Genomic DNA, 15,555 nt, shown 5'->3' on the forward strand with positions numbered 1-15,555 from the left:
ATCGCCATAGATGGCCGGGGGAACAAGTGGATTGGGACTTGGTTTAGAGGGCTTGCTATGTTTGATGGTTCAAGATGGAAAGTTTACAACATGACGAATTCAGGTTTGCCAATTGATATTGTTCATTCAATCGCCATAGATAAACAAGGGAACAAGTGGATTGGGACATATGGTGGAGGTCTTGCTATGTTTGATGGTTCAAGATGGACAGTTTATAACACGACGAATTCAGGTTTGCCTGATAATGATGTTCTTTCAATCGCCATAGATGGCCAGGGGAACAAGTGGATTGGGACTTGGGGTGGAGGGCTTGCAGTATATCGTGAGGGTGGAGTGATACTTAATGTTCAAAGGTAAAGACAAGACTATACCGAGGGAGTTTGCACTGCATCAGAACTATCCGAATCCATTCAATCCGATTACAAACATTGAGTTTGATATTGCAGAGAGAACAAGAGTTAGGCTAGAGGTTTATGATGTGTTGGGTAGGGTTGTTGGTGTGGTTGTAGATGAAGAGTTGGATGCTGGTAGGTATGTGTATAGGTTTAATGGTGTAGGGTTGTCAAGTGGAGTTTATTATTGCGTTATGAGGGCAGGTAGGTTTGTGGATGTGAAAAAGATGATGTTGGTGAAGTAGTTTATTTTCCACCTTTGTTTTTGATTTTGAAGATGCTTGTCTTGTGCTTTTTGTGTCCCCTTTATCTTTTGGGGGTTATGAGTCTTTCTTTTTTTCAAATATGTTGTGTAAATTTTATTCTGGTTATCTTTTCCGCAAGAAATAAAAAGTTTTAACTTTGATGAAGAAAGCAATTCTAATTTTTCTGATTTTTCTTTTTCCGACGCAGATTCTCCGTTCTCAATTTTACAAAAGCCAGACACAAATAAAAAGCGACACAATCGCAAGGGTTGGGGACAAAATTATAACTGTTAAGGATTTTCTTGAAAGATACGAACTTACCATATGGCCTGGTAAAGAGAGAAAATCACAGGTTGATAAAAATAGAATAGAGTTCTTTTATTCAATGATAGCTGAAAAATTGCTTGCTTTTAGGGGTCTTGAGCTCGGGCTTGACAAGGATCCGGAAATTCAAAGGGCTATTGAACAGACTGAAAAACTTCTTGTTCTTGATGCTCTTTACAAACAAGAAATTAAAAACAAAGTCAGTGTCTCTGAAAAAGAGATTCTTGAGGCGCTTCCTAAATATAATACAGAAGTTGAAATTCGTTATATAGTTTCGGGAAACAGAAATGAGATTGATTCTCTCTGGAATCTTTTGAAGAGAGGTGAAGATTTTGACAGTTTGATGACAAGGCTTGGGCAAAAGGATAATGTTGAAAAATTTAGATGGGGTGAAATTTACGAGCCAATTGAAAAAATAGTTTATGATTATCTCTCTGTTGGGGAGATATATCAACCGATTAAAGTGGATTCGCTTTGGTATATAATTAAGCTTGCGGAGAAGACATCAAAATTTGGTTTAAGCCCTGATGAGATTGAAAGCGCAAAAAGTCAAGTAAGAAAAATAATTCAAGAACGAAAGGAGAGACAAAAACTCGTTGAATTTGTCAACCGGTTTGGGAAAGGGAAAGCCTTGAAAGTTGATGCTAAACTTTTAAAACTTCTCTACACTGAGTTGAAAAATGTCGTTGAAAGAAAAAAACATTTTAGAAAAGCGAAAGATGAGTTTGTTTATCCAATTGCTTTATCAAGAGACGACTTTCTTGATATCAAGTTAAAACTTGCCGAGCATCTTAACAGTTATTTTCTCAAAGGTAGCAATTTTAGCAGAACACTTGATTATGTGATAGATCAAATTTCGTTTAAAGGTTTCGTCATTCACTCAGATATGCAAAGCGTTGGCGCGACATTAAATGATATTTTGAAAACAATAGTTAATGAAGAATTGCTCGCTTTTGAAGGATATAAGCGTGGGCTTGATAAATCCCCGGATGTTTTAAAAGATATGGAGATGTGGCGCGATGCTTACCTTGCTTACGCTGTTAAGAAAAAGATACTTGACTCTCTGAAATTTAATCGTTCTGTTTCAGCTGAGGAACTTTTGAAAAGCTATTCAACTAGGAAAGATGTCTGGGAAATAAAAATTCAAGAAATTTTGGTTGACGATGTAAAATTTGCCGACTCACTTTTGAAACTTATCAAATCTGGCTACGATATGGGCGAGCTTGCGAGAAGATTTTCAAAAAGGGAATCGGCAAGAGAAAATGATGGAATAATAGGTTATGTTCTTTCAACTCAACTTGGTGAAATTGGGCAAATTGCATCTACTCTTGAAATCGGTGAAGTTTATGGTCCGTTTTATACAGATGAAGGTTATTCTGTTTTCAAACTTCTTGATAAAAGGAAACCGAAAGATACGCTTTATTTCGTTAATTACGATACATTTAGCGTAATTCTAAACAAATTGATCGCTTCACTTGCAGATAAATACATCGTGGATGTAAAGCCGGAGGTTTTAAAATCGGTTGAGGTGACTTACTTAAACACGATAGTTATTAGGTTTCTCGGATTTAACAATAGAATTCTCGCTGTTCCACTACTTGAGCGAAACATTGATTGGATAAGATTTATAAAACGAAAGGATTTACCACTGCCATAATCTCAAAAATCACAGAGATAGTATGGGTAAAATTATCAGATGCGGAGACAAAATAAAACTTCTAAAGATACAGGCGTCTTATTTAAACGATTTAGAAAGCAAAGTCAATTTCGTTTTCCTTGAAACGACGAAGTTTGATGATGAAAATTTAAGAAGCATTTTACTTGTTGAGCCAGTTGAGATTTTAAGCATAAAGAAACTTGATGAGATTCCAGAACTATTTGAGAAAATTGAGAAGCATCTTGCAAGCTCGCATATCGTTGCTGGTTATTTTGCTTATGAGTGTGGTTATCACTTTGATAAGTTTAAGCTAAAAAATCAATACCTTCCTGACTATTCACTCGCTTGGTTTGGTGTGTATGACGATTTTATCCTTTTTGAACTTGATCATAGTATGGAAGCGGTGGAAGAACCAAATGAGTTTGAAAGTGAAAACCTTTGTTACAAACTTGAAAATTTGAAGTTTAACTTGGCGAGGGAGGATTATGTTGAAAAAATTTCCAAGATAAAAAACTATATAATTGCCGGGGACACATACCAAATTAATTTCACTGGTAAATTCAAATTTGACTTTGACGGTTCGGTTATCGCACTTTATAAGTCGTTGAGAGAGAAGCAAAAGGTTTCATATAGCGCATTGATTAAAACAGATGAGATATCCGTTTTGTCTTTTTCACCGGAGTTATTTTTCAGGATAAGCGGTGATAAAATTATAACCAAGCCGATGAAGGGAACTATCAAAAGAGGAAGAACGCTGGAAGAGGACAAAAAGATGATTGAGTGGTTGAAAAATGATGAGAAGAGCAGAGCTGAGAATTTGATGATAGTTGATCTTATGAGAAATGATATTGGGAAAATTTCTGTGATTGGGACGGTAAAGGTCAGCAAACTTTTTGAAGTTGAGAAATATAAAACCTTGTTTCAGATGACATCAACGATAGAGGGCAAGCTTTGGGATAATTTAACATATTATGATGTTTTCAAGGCAATTTTTCCAAGTGGCTCGGTAACGGGTGCTCCCAAAATAAGAAGTATGGAAATAATAAACGAGCTTGAAAATGAACCGAGAGGAATTTATACTGGGGCAATTGGTTTCTTTGCGCCTGCAAATAAATTGAGCACAAAGCGAGAGGCAGTTTTTAATGTCTCAATAAGAACAATCGTAATCAAGGAAAATCGTGGAGAAATGGGAAGCGGCGGAGGCATAGTTTACGATTCAGATCCGGATTCGGAATATGAGGAATGTCTGTTGAAGGCAAAATTTTTGACGGAACCAAGCGAGAAATTTGAAATAATTGAGTCAATTTTGTGGGATGTCAAATACAATCTGCTTGACAAGCATATAAAAAGAATGAGTGAGTCGGCTGAGTATTTTGATTTTAATTTTGATGCTCAAAGTTTGATCTCGCTTTTGAAGGAACTTGAACTGAGTTTTGAAGCAGGTAAGAAATATAAAGTTAGAGTGAGTTTAAATTCCGAAGGAAGATTTAAATTAGAAAAGTTTACGATAGAGGAAGATTTAAAAGGTGATATTTTTGTTGCGATTTCAAGTGTGAGAACTAATTCAAGCGATATATTTCTTTATCATAAGACAACGAAGCGTGAACTTTATGACAGGATGTTTGAGAAAGCAAAAAGCGAGGGTTTTGCGGATGTCATCTTTATGAACGAAAAAGGGCAAATAACCGAAGGTTCAATAAGCAATATCTTCATAAAGAAGAACGGAAAACTTTTTACACCGCCAGTTGAATGCGGATTATTAAATGGAGTTTACAGACAGCATATTCTTGAAACACACAGAGAAGCAGAGGAAAAAGTGTTGTATTTGAACGATTTGCTTGAGGCGGATGAAATTTACATATGTAATGCGATAAGAGGTAAAAGGCGATGTATCTTAAAGCCAGTGTATCTGGCAATTTAAGTGAATATGCTGTTTTTCCGTTCGTAAAATTTGAATTTATCCTTGCGTTTTGATATATTTGCAAAGAGTTCTTTGCTTAAAATAAAGCGAGAAATTTTATGCTAAATGAATTTGCCAAGGTATTATTGTTCTTAATCATTGGGACAATTTTCGTTGCAGGAGCTCTATTAGTAAACCGCCTTATTCGCCCCCACAGACCAAATACTGAAAAATCCACGATTTATGAATGTGGTGAAGAGCCAGTTGGGAATCCATGGATCAGGTTTAATATCCGATTTTATACAGTGGCTTTGATATTTTTAATTTTTGAAGTAGAGATCGTCTTCTTATTCCCATGGGCTGTGATTTATAAAGATCTTGGGCTGTTTGCTTTTATTGAGATGTTGATCTTTCTTTTGATTTTAATTCTTGGTTATGTTTATGCTTGGGCAAAGGGAGATCTTGAATGGGATAAGCCAAGACCGAAATATCTTGAGGTTGAAAAAGAAAAGGCGGAAATGCTTAATTGACAAGGGTTAAGGTTTGATAGAAATCTCAACGATTGATTAAACAAAAATTGGAGATTTAAAATGGGACTTTTAGATAAAAGATTTGAGAGCGAAAACATAGTCATAACAACGGTTGAAGATGTTTTAAACTGGGCAAGGTTATCATCGTTGTGGATGATGCAATTTGGACTTGCGTGTTGTGCTATTGAGATGATGGCTGCGTCTGCTTCACATTTTGACATTATGAGATTTGGTATAATTCCAAGGTCAACCCCAAGGCAAGCCGATTTGATGATAGTTGCTGGGACTGTAACTTTGAAAATGGCCTCTCGTGTGAAAAGATTGTATGAGCAAATGCCAGATCCAAAGTATGTGATATCAATGGGAAGTTGTGCAAATTGTGGAGGTCCTTATTGGGAACATGGCTATCATGTTTTAAAGGGTGTTGATAGAATTATACCAGTTGATGTTTATGTTCCAGGATGCCCGCCAAGACCTGAGGCATTGCTTGAGGGTATAATTAAACTTCGCGAGAAAATACGCAGGGAATCGCTCGTTAAGAAAAAACTTCCACCAGTTTATGTAGAAGAAAAATAAACATTTGGGGCAAAATGAACGCAAACGAAATATATGAGAAAATAAGGAATAAGTTTGAAGACGCAATCGTTGAATTCAAATCTGATGCAATTGTTGAACCGTATCTTGAGGTTAAACCTGATAGAGTAAAGGAAATTTGTGAGTTTTTAAGGGATGAGCCTGATCTTGCTTTTGATTATTTGATGTGTTTAAGTGGAGTAGATTATGCAAATGGAACGCTTGGCGTTGTTTATCATCTTTATTCAATGAAGCATGGACATAGGTTTGTTTTGAAAGTTAAAGTTCCGGTTGAAAATCCTGTTGTTCAATCTGTTGAATCAGTGTGGAAAAGTGCAAATTGGCATGAGCGTGAAGCATATGATATGTTTGGGATTATATTTGAAGGTCATCCAGATTTGAGAAGAATTTTGATGCCTTATGATTGGCCTGAGGGAAGCCATCCATTGCGAAAAGATTTTCAAGTTCCAGAGTTTTATAATGGAATGAAAGTTCCATATTGAAGATAGATTAAAACAAAAAAGGCATTATTAATGGCAACATTTGAAATAACCACTCGCTCTGCAAAGGGGGATTTGAAGACCGATACAATGATTTTAAATATGGGACCTCAACATCCATCAACACACGGTGTTTTACGACTTGAACTTGTCGTTGATGGTGAGATAATTGTTGATGTCATACCACATCTTGGTTATCTTCATCGTTGTTTTGAAAAACATGCAGAACAGATGACGAATTATCAACAGGTAATTCCGTATGTTGACAGAATGGATTATGTTGCAGCAATGGGGAATGAGCTTGCTTATGTTCTTGCGGTTGAGAAGTTGATGGGGATTGAGGTTCCTGAAAGAGTTCAGTATATTCGCGTTATAATGGCTGAACTTCAAAGGATAGCAAGCCATCTTCTTGCCATTGGGACTTACGGGCTTGACCTTGGGGCTTTCACTCCGTTTTTGTGGTGTTTTAGGGAAAGAGAGAAAATCCTTGACTTGTTTGAAATAACTTGTGGTGCGAGATTGCTTTATAATTACATATGGATCGGTGGGCTTTCGCATGATTTGCCTTCCGACTTCGGTAAAAAACTCAAAGATTTTTTGAAGACATTTCCTAAAGCGTTGAAGGAGATAAATGACCTTTTGACTTATAACAAAATTTTCATTGATAGAACAGCAAATATAGGGGTTCTTCCAGCTGATGTCGCAATAAACTATGGATGTAGTGGTCCAATGTTAAGAGGCTCCGGTGTTAAGTTTGATTTGAGAAAAAATGAACCATACCTTGTTTATGATAGATTTGAGTTTGATATACCTGTTGGCGAAGGGAAGATGGGAACCGTTGGGGATTGTTGGGATAGGTATTATGTCAGGGTTAGAGAGATGGAAGAAAGTTTAAAGATAATTGAGCAAGCATGGGAGCAAATTCCTGCTGGGGATGTCCACGCGGCGATACCAAAGAAGGCACGACCACCACAAGGTGAAATTTACTTCAGAGCGGAAAATCCAAGAGGAGAGATTGGATTTTATATTATAAGTGATGGGCATTCATCAAGTCCATTTAGAGTTAAAGCAAGAGCCCCAAGTTTTGTTAATCTTTCTGTTTTGCCGGAAATTTCAAAAGGTTATATGATAGCTGATCTTGTTGCAATACTTGGAAGCGTTGATATAGTTCTTGGTGAAGTTGATAGGTAAAGTTTAAAAACAAACTTGTTTCAAAAATGGCCGAACTTTTAAACATGTTGGTTGCCTCTGTAATTCCACTTTTGTTTATACTTGTTTATGCAATTGTGATTTTATGGACAGAGATAAAAGTCGCTTCGCATGTTCAAGATCGGCTTGGGTATATGTATACTGGTGGGTTTCATGGATGGGCACAGCCAATAGCTGATCTGTTAAAACTTTTATCAAAAGAACACATAACACCAGCAAATTCTGATAAAATTCTTTTCATACTCGCACCAGTGATTGTTTTTGCAGCTTCTTATGCTGCATATGCAGCTCTTCCGTTTACTTCTACATTTATCGCTGCGAATTTAAATGTTGGTGTTTTTTATATCATTGCGATAACTTCGTTTGTCGTTATAGGAATTTTGATGGCTGGGTGGTCTTCTAATAATAAGTACTCTCTTCTTGGAGCGATGCGTTCTGTTGCTCAAATTGTAAGTTATGAGATACCAACTGCTTTGTCAATTTTAACTGTTGTGATCGTTGTTGGAACACTGAACTTGCAAGAGGTGTGTGAAGCGCAAAAAGGAGGTTTATTTAATTGGAACATTTTTAAATATCCGCCATTTATGTTTATTGCATTTTTGATTTATTTTGTCGCATCGCTTGCAGAAGTTAACAGGACTCCGTTTGACATCCCTGAGGCAGAATCCGAGCTTGTTGCGGGTTATCATACTGAATATACAGGAATGAAGTTTGCAATGTTTTATCTTGCTGAATATGCGAATATGTTTCTCGTCTCTGGAATTGCTGCGATTCTCTTCTTCGGAGGATGGAATAGCCCATTTGGTGAGTTTATGTCCGGTCCAGCGTGGGGAGTTTTCTGGTTCGTTTCTAAGGGATTGTTCTTCGTTTTTTTGCAAATTATGTTAAGATGGACATTGCCAAGGTTAAGAGTGGATCAGCTTATGTATGTTTCCTGGAAAGTGTTAACTCCGATTTCGTTCGTAAATATAATGATCGTCGGTCTGTGGGCAATTTTAAAATAAAGTAAATTTTAAAATGAAAGAATACTTCAAAAACATATTCGTCGCTCTCTGGACAATTCTTGTTGGATTAAGGCTTACATTTAAGCATCTCTTTGTTAGAGCTGTAACAATTCAATATCCAGATGTCAAACTAAAGCTTCCTGAAAGAGCCCGAAATCGGCTTTATGTTAACATAGATGATTGCATCGGATGTAGGCAATGCGAAATGGCGTGCCCAGTTGATTGTATAACTATTGAAACTGTCAAAGCGTTGCCAAATGAAGATCTCGGGGTTACTTCAACTGGAAACAAAAAGAGATTATGGGTGACGAAATTTGATATTGACATAAGCAAATGTTGCTATTGTGGACTTTGTGTTTATCCATGCCCAACTGAATGTATTTATATGACCGATGTTTATGAATTTTCAGAGTATAACAGACACAATTTGATCTATCACTTCAGTAACTTTACACCAGAGGAAGCCGAATTAAAGAAAAAGCAAGTTGAACAGTTTGAGATTGAACAGAAGATGAAAAAAGCTGTGAAACCAGCGGAACAAGTTACCGTGAGCAATCCTGGAAATCCAGAGGAAAAATCTTAAACTTAAAAACAAAGAAGAAGAAAAGTATGAGTTTGTTTGATGTTGCATTTTATATCCTTGCGATCATAACCGTTGGTTCGGCGATAATAGTTGTCAGCGCAAGAAGCATAATTTACTCAGCTTTTTCCCTTCTTTTTACATTCTTTGGAGTTGCGGGGCTTTATGTCCTGTTGAATGCTGATTTCATTGCGGTGACACAAATTTTGATCTATGTTGGAGGAATACTCGTTTTGATAATCTTTGGTGTTATGCTTACTACCAAAGTTTTTGATGTTCCAATCAGGACTGAAACTTTGCATGTAGGACCTGCGATCGTCATAACAGGAGCTATTATGGGAACACTTGTCGGCGTGATTTTAAAGACAAAATGGTTTGATGTTATGAATGTTCAGTGGGATGCAACTACGAAGAAGATCGGTGAGAAACTTATGACTGATTTTCTATTGCCTTTTGAAGTTGCCTCAGTTGTCTTGCTTGTGGCTTTACTCGGTGCGGTTATTATTGCAAGAAAGGAGAAAAGTTAAAAAATAAAGCGGGCTTTGTAATGCAATTGGATCTATCAGCGCTTAAAAATGTTGGACTTGAGCATTTCTTGATCGTTAGCGCAATCCTATTTTCACTTGGTATTTACGCGGTCGTCACAAGGAAAAATGCAATAATGGTTTTGATGGGAATTGAACTTATCTTGAACTCTGCAAATATAAATTTCATCGCTTTTTCAAAATATAGCACAGCTAGCTTAAGTGGTCATCTAGCTGCTATTTTCGTGATAATCCTCGCAGCAGCAGAGGCAGCAATCGCAATTGCTATCGTCTTAAACATCTACAAAAACTTTCTCACCGTTAACATTGATGAAGTTGATAAATTAAAGCAATAATCAGAATGAGCATAATGAATTGCTTGAAGGTGCGTGACTATATATTGAGCCAAGATATGCAAATTCAATCCCAGAGCGAAGTCCTTATGAATTTTTTGGCCTAAAGATAGCAAATCAAGCATATGGTTCTGCAAGAAAAATCGTTGGATTGTCTCGTAGTTTTATCGGTAAACTATGAGGAGTTAATGCAAAGGTTAAGAGAAATATCAGCAGAGATCAGAAACAAGTTTAACTTCGCTAAAAAGACATATCTTTTTGGCTCGTTTGCGAGGAAAAATTACATGCCCGAAAGTGAGTTAAAATACAGGTTTCAAAATAAAAACAAAGTTGATATAGCATGAGTCAAAATACATTGATTTTGCTTTCAATCCTTGCCTTGCTTTTGCCATTCTTTGGATTTCTTATTTTGATTTTCTTTGGAAGGCGACTCCCGCGACAGGGCGATGTCATTGGAACCAGTTTTATTTTCGGTTCTCTTGTTTTATCTTTCGTCGTCTTCTTGAATAAAATACTTTATTTTCACGAACCGATAGAGTGGAAGTTTGAATGGGTTAATTTTGGATTTGTGCAAAATTGGGGTGAGATGAAAATAACGCTTGGGATTTTAATTGATAATCTTTCTGCGACGATGCTTATTGTGGTTGGTGTTGTAAGTTTTCTAGTCCATGTTTTCTCAATTGGATACATGAAAGGCGATGTGAGGTATTCAAGATATTTTGCCTATCTTAATTTCTTCACATTTTCAATGCTTGGGATTGTTTTGACGAACAATTTCTTCACAATGTATGTTTTTTGGGAGCTCGTTGGTGTTTCTTCATATCTTTTGATTGGACATTGGTATGAGAAAAAATCTGCTTCTGACGCCGCTAAAAAGGCGTTTATTGTCAATAGAGTTGGGGATTTTGGGTTTTTCGTTGGGATAATGATCATATGGGTAAGTTTGAAGACATTTAATTTTGGTGAAGTTTTCGCTGGGATTGAACAAGGTAAATTATCGGGTGATTTGTTGACAATTGCTGGTATTCTTGTTTTCATGGGCGCGATTGGTAAGTCCGCGCAATTTCCTCTGCATGTATGGTTGCCAGACGCAATGGAAGGTCCGACACCTGTTAGCGCTTTGATTCACGCTGCGACAATGGTTGCAGCTGGCGTGTATCTTACCGCAAGAACATATGCAATGATGAGCGCTGATGCTTTGACCTTCATTGCTTATATTGGAGCTATAACAGCATTTATTTCTGCGACGATTGCAATTACTCAAACTGATATAAAAAGAGTTCTTGCTTATTCAACGATTTCACAGCTTGGATATATGATAATGTCCCTTGGGAGCGGGGCTTATGTTGCGGGGTTTTTCCACCTTGTGACGCATGCCGCTTTCAAAGCGGGTTTGTTCCTTGGCTCTGGCTCGGTCATTCATGCGATGCATCACGCTTTGCACAAAGTTCATGATCATCATACCGATCCGCAAGACATACGAAATATGGGCGGGCTTAAGAAGAAGATGCCAATAACTTATTACACATTTTTAATTTACACGCTTGCGATTTCGGGAATTCCTTTGACATCTGGATTTTTGAGCAAGGATTCAATTCTTGCAGGCGCTTTTGCGTTTGGGAAATTAAGTGGTCATATATTGATACCGTTGATTGGGTTCTTAGTTGCTGGGCTTACAGCATTTTATATGTTTAGATTGTTGATACTTACATTTCACGGTGAACCAAAGCGAAAAGATGTTTTTGAACATATTCATGAGTCACCAAAGGTCATGACTGTTCCGCTTGTGATATTTGCTATTTTATCACTTTGGTTCATTTTCGGGCCGAATCCATTTGATGCTTCTACTACTTGGATAGAGAAAAACATCCACAAGCCAAAGAGTGTTGTCCCAGTTGAGCAACAATATAAATTTAATCTTCCTGTTAAAATTGAACATGGCGTTGCGATAACAGAGTATGAGCACGCTTTGCATGAGGCACATGTTCCGGCGATGTTAATTTCGCTTGGAATGGCCGGACTTGGGATTTTGTTTGCCTTCCTAACTTATCAATGGAAGAAGATTGACGCTGAAAAAGTTGCAAATAGCGTAAAACCTGTATACACATTTTTGAAAAACAAGTGGTATTTTGACGAGCTTTATCAAAATACATTTGTCCTTGCTACGCTTGGGATCTCAAGATTTGCGAAGTGGTTTGACTTGAAGGTTATTGATGGAATAGTTGATGGTTCGGCTCATTTGACGAAGTTATGGTCGTTTTCGGTTGGAAAGTTTGATTGGAACATAATTGATGGGCTTGTTAACTTACTTGCTTACATAACTGGATTTTTCGGATATGTTGCGAGGTTTTTGCAAAACGGCAAGGTCCAAACCTATATAGTTTATGTCATATTTGCCGTGATAATTTTGTTTTACATTTTCGTTGGATAAATTTTGCTGATTTTTGGAAACATCGCAAAATGAAGCTGTTGCAGTTATTTCGTTGAAATTGAGAGAGATTCTAAAAATGAGTTTGTGATGTCAAAAAGCGTGCTAAGGTTTATCGTGCTCTTTCTCAAAAAGAATTCAAAACAAAAATAAAGCAAGGAAGAATAAATGCAAATACTTGGAATCGGAATTTTAACTTGGATTGTGTTCTTGCCGATCCTTGGGATGATATTAGTCCTTCTCGTTCCAAGAGGGCGAGAAACATTGATAAAATGGATTTCTGTTGTCACGACAGGTCTTCAGGTTATACTTGCAGTTGTTTTGCTTTTAAATTACAGATTTGATCTTGCTGGCGTAAATACGCTTGAAGGATTTCAATTTGTAGAGAAATACAGATGGATTGATGTTTCTGGAGTTGCGTGGTTTGGAAGAATTGTGATTGAGTATTTCCTTGGGGTTGATGGATTAAGCATGCCGATGGTTGTCCTTACTGCTTTGATATCATTTCTCGGTGCAATAGCGTCGTGGGAATTGCCAAAGACGAAAGGTTATTATGCGCTTTATCTTCTGCTTGACACTGGAATGATGGGTGTTTTTGTCGCTCTTGATTTCTTCTTGTTCTACATCTTTTGGGAAGTAATGCTTTTGCCAATGTATTTCCTTATAGGAATATGGGGTGGTCCAAGAAGGGAATACGCTGCGATAAAGTTCTTCATCTATACTTTGCTTGGTAGCGTTTTAATGTTGCTTGTTATGATCGGATTGTATTTCAGCACAAGTATAATTGATCCTGTCACTGGCGAGAAGATCCATACCTTTAACATGCTTGCAATGATGGATCCAAGAAATTATGAACCTGGTTCAATCTTTTCTGGTTTGCACACAACTTGGAGATACATTGCATATATTGCCTTGTTCATTGGCTTTGCAATAAAAGTTCCAATTGTTCCATTTCATACTTGGCTTCCCGATGCCCATGTTGAAGCTCCAACTCCGATAAGTGTAATTCTTGCAGGTATACTTTTGAAGATGGGAACATACGGAATGTTGAGGATAAGTTTCCCGATATTTCCAGATGGAATGATAAAGTATGCGCTTCCTATGGCTATACTTGGATTCATAAATATCGTTTATGGAGCTCTTGCGGCTATGGCTCAAGAAGATTTCAAAAAGCTCATTGCATATTCAAGTATAAGCCATATGGGGTATGTTGTGCTTGGGATGGCTGCACTTAACACGCAAGGTGTCACAGGCGCAATAATGCAAATGTTTAATCATGGAACAATCACGGCGATGTTGTTCTTAATAGTTGGGGTGCTTTATGATAGAGCTCACACGAGAGGACTTAATGAATTTGGTGGGCTTGCAAATCAAATGCCGAAATATTTTGGAATTGTGATAATAGCTTTCTTTGCTGCGCTTGGACTTCCGGGATTAAGTGGCTTCATAAGTGAAGCTTTTGTGTTTCTTGGTGCATTCCAAACTTATAGATGGATTGCGATTTTCTCCGCAACAGGTGTGATAATAACTGCTGGTTATATACTTTGGACAACCCAACGACTTTTCTTTGGACAATTGCCCGAAAGATGGAAAAACCTGCCTGATATCAACGCTCGTGAGCTTGTAACGCTTGTTCCGCTTGCAATTATAGTTATTTTCCTTGGTGTTTATCCAAGCCCATTGATCAAGTTAATGAATACATCGGTTAATCACCTTGTAAGATTTGTCTCGGAGATGGGTCAAGCAGGAATGCAACTTGGAATTATGCCGTGAAAACTAAAATGGTAAAATCAAAATGAATGGCTCATTTGTAATAGAATTAACACAATCGTTAAAAAACTTTATACCTGAAATCGTTTTAACTGTGACACTTGCGCTCGTGATATTGTTTGATCTGATATTTGGAAGGAAGATAAAAAACATCGGAGCTTTTACCACGCTTGCAGGATTAGTTGTTGCTTTATACTTTACCATTTTGCAATACGGAGGCAGCTACCAGATTTTCAGAGGGATGTTCGTTGTTGATCCGTATTCAACCTTTTTCAAGTTCATATTTATAATTTCAGCGATTATCATCGTTATATTTTCTATGCAGTCATATGAGCTGAGGGAAACATCTGCAAGGCGGAGGACTGGTGAATACTACTTTTTGATTTTATCTTTAACGCTTGGTGCATTCTTAATGGCTGGCTCTGTTAACTTAATTATGATGTATCTTTCGCTTGAGCTTGTGAGTATTAGCTCTTATGTGCTTGCTGGTTATATCAAGGAATCGGAGCGTTCAAGCGAAGCATCAATGAAATATGTTATTTATGGTGCCTTATCCTCTGGGTTGATGATCTATGGAATTTCGCTTATCTATGGATTAACGGGAGAACTTAATATATATGCTGTAAATGCTTCGCTTTTAACGAATGGTTATAGTCCGATTGTTCTTTTGATTTCTTTGATATTGATGCTTGCTGGTTTCGGATATAAAATTTCTGCTGTTCCATTTCACTATTGGACGCCTGATGTTTATGAGGGAGCGCCGATAACTGTAACTGCTTTTCTTTCTGTCAGCTCAAAAGCTGCTGGCTTTGCGATGCTTGCGAGATTTTTAAAGACAACATTCATAGATCGCACCGCGACTCTTGGAATTGAAGGAGCTTGGGTGATAATTCAAGGATTGCCTTGGACGGAGATAATAGCTGTTTTATCTGCATTGACAATGACAGTTGGCAACATTATTGCCATATGGCAAAATAACTTGAAACGAATGCTTGCATATTCAAGTATTGCACATGCTGGTTATATACTTATGGGTGCGGTCGTAGCTCAAAATTATGGAATTTCAGCAATGTTGATTTATTTTCTTGCTTATCTATTGATGAACCTTGGGGCTTTTTACTGTGTTATGCTCGTCGCTGAAAAGACCGGGAGCGAAGATATTGAGGTCTACAAGGGACTTGGTTATCGTGCGCCATTTCTTGGAATTGTTTTAACGATTTTCCTTGTCTCGCTTACAGGGATACCACCGACATTTGGATTTATTGGAAAACTTTATGTTTTCGCAGCTTTGATAAATGCGAAAGTGATATGGCTTGCAATAGTTGGCGTTATTAATAGCGTTATATCCCTTTATTACTATATTCGCGTTGTCAGAAATATGTTTTTAAGAGATCCTGAAGTTGAAAAAAGTCCGATTAGTTTTTCACCTGCTCACATTTTGGTAATGCTTATTCTTGTGATACCGACATTGCTACTTGGTGTTTATTTCGCTCCAATCGTTGACCTTGCGCAAGGCTCAGTTGCGATGTTTGGTTTGAAGTGATAACGAAATTTTAACTTGTGTTT

At 37.3% G+C, this 15,555-nt stretch carries 16 protein-coding genes; all 16 read left to right on the forward strand.

The window, feature by feature from the left end; all coding sequences use genetic code 11:
* Positions 1-357, forward strand: a 357-nt coding sequence (locus NZ923_04410) for a hypothetical protein (protein MCS7229263.1), incomplete at its 5' end; no start/stop codon positions are given.
* Entirely contained in the window at positions 344-637 is a 294-nt protein-coding gene (locus tag NZ923_04415; protein MCS7229264.1) for a T9SS type A sorting domain-containing protein, read from the forward strand. The genes NZ923_04410 and NZ923_04415, both read left to right, overlap by 14 nt.
* A 160-nt stretch (positions 638-797) precedes the next feature.
* On the forward strand, positions 798-2,618 hold the full coding sequence (locus tag NZ923_04420) for a peptidylprolyl isomerase (GenBank protein ID MCS7229265.1): 1,821 nt from the start codon (positions 798-800) through the stop codon (positions 2,616-2,618).
* Between the two features lie 22 nt (positions 2,619-2,640).
* Positions 2,641-4,539, forward strand: a complete 1,899-nt coding sequence (gene pabB / locus NZ923_04425; protein ID MCS7229266.1) for an aminodeoxychorismate synthase component I — start codon at positions 2,641-2,643, stop codon at positions 4,537-4,539.
* Between the two features lie 98 nt (positions 4,540-4,637).
* A complete protein-coding gene (locus NZ923_04430; protein MCS7229267.1) occupies positions 4,638-5,048 on the forward strand; it encodes an NADH-quinone oxidoreductase subunit A in 411 nt (136 codons plus the stop codon).
* Positions 5,049-5,108: 60 nt separating this feature from the next.
* Positions 5,109-5,624 carry an NADH-quinone oxidoreductase subunit NuoB gene (gene nuoB / locus NZ923_04435; GenBank protein MCS7229268.1) on the forward strand — a complete coding sequence of 172 codons (516 nt, stop codon included), beginning with the start codon at positions 5,109-5,111 and terminating at the stop codon, positions 5,622-5,624.
* 14 nt (positions 5,625-5,638) lie between these two features.
* Complete coding sequence (locus NZ923_04440) at positions 5,639-6,124, forward strand: NADH-quinone oxidoreductase subunit C (GenBank protein MCS7229269.1); 486 nt, start codon at positions 5,639-5,641, stop codon at positions 6,122-6,124.
* Between the two features lie 30 nt (positions 6,125-6,154).
* Positions 6,155-7,312 (forward strand): NADH-quinone oxidoreductase subunit D, encoded by a 1,158-nt coding sequence (locus NZ923_04445; GenBank protein MCS7229270.1) that lies wholly within the window; start codon positions 6,155-6,157, stop codon positions 7,310-7,312.
* Between the two features lie 26 nt (positions 7,313-7,338).
* Positions 7,339-8,334 (forward strand): NADH-quinone oxidoreductase subunit NuoH, encoded by a 996-nt coding sequence (nuoH, locus tag NZ923_04450; GenBank protein ID MCS7229271.1) that lies wholly within the window; start codon positions 7,339-7,341, stop codon positions 8,332-8,334.
* Between the two features lie 13 nt (positions 8,335-8,347).
* On the forward strand, positions 8,348-8,917 hold the full coding sequence (locus NZ923_04455) for an NADH-quinone oxidoreductase subunit I (protein ID MCS7229272.1): 570 nt from the start codon (positions 8,348-8,350) through the stop codon (positions 8,915-8,917).
* A 26-nt stretch (positions 8,918-8,943) separates the two neighbouring features.
* On the forward strand, positions 8,944-9,441 hold the full coding sequence (locus NZ923_04460) for an NADH-quinone oxidoreductase subunit J (GenBank protein ID MCS7229273.1): 498 nt from the start codon (positions 8,944-8,946) through the stop codon (positions 9,439-9,441).
* Between the two features lie 20 nt (positions 9,442-9,461).
* Positions 9,462-9,794 (forward strand): NADH-quinone oxidoreductase subunit NuoK, encoded by a 333-nt coding sequence (gene nuoK, locus NZ923_04465; GenBank protein MCS7229274.1) that lies wholly within the window; start codon positions 9,462-9,464, stop codon positions 9,792-9,794.
* 122 nt (positions 9,795-9,916) lie between these two features.
* On the forward strand, positions 9,917-10,135 hold the full coding sequence (locus tag NZ923_04470; GenBank protein ID MCS7229275.1) for a nucleotidyltransferase domain-containing protein: 219 nt from the start codon (positions 9,917-9,919) through the stop codon (positions 10,133-10,135).
* Positions 10,132-12,222 carry an NADH-quinone oxidoreductase subunit L gene (gene nuoL / locus NZ923_04475; protein MCS7229276.1) on the forward strand — a complete coding sequence of 697 codons (2,091 nt, stop codon included), beginning with the start codon at positions 10,132-10,134 and terminating at the stop codon, positions 12,220-12,222. The genes NZ923_04470 and nuoL overlap by 4 nt, the downstream gene beginning before the upstream one ends.
* Before the next feature lie 165 nt (positions 12,223-12,387).
* Positions 12,388-13,992 carry an NADH-quinone oxidoreductase subunit M gene (locus NZ923_04480; protein MCS7229277.1) on the forward strand — a complete coding sequence of 535 codons (1,605 nt, stop codon included), beginning with the start codon at positions 12,388-12,390 and terminating at the stop codon, positions 13,990-13,992.
* Between the two features lie 22 nt (positions 13,993-14,014).
* Complete coding sequence (locus NZ923_04485) at positions 14,015-15,532, forward strand: NADH-quinone oxidoreductase subunit N (GenBank protein ID MCS7229278.1); 1,518 nt, start codon at positions 14,015-14,017, stop codon at positions 15,530-15,532.
* The last annotated feature ends 23 nt before the right edge of the window (positions 15,533-15,555 follow it).

The organism is Candidatus Kryptonium sp. (genome assembly GCA_025060635.1).
GTDB lineage: Bacteria > Bacteroidota > Ignavibacteria > Kryptoniales > Kryptoniaceae > Kryptonium.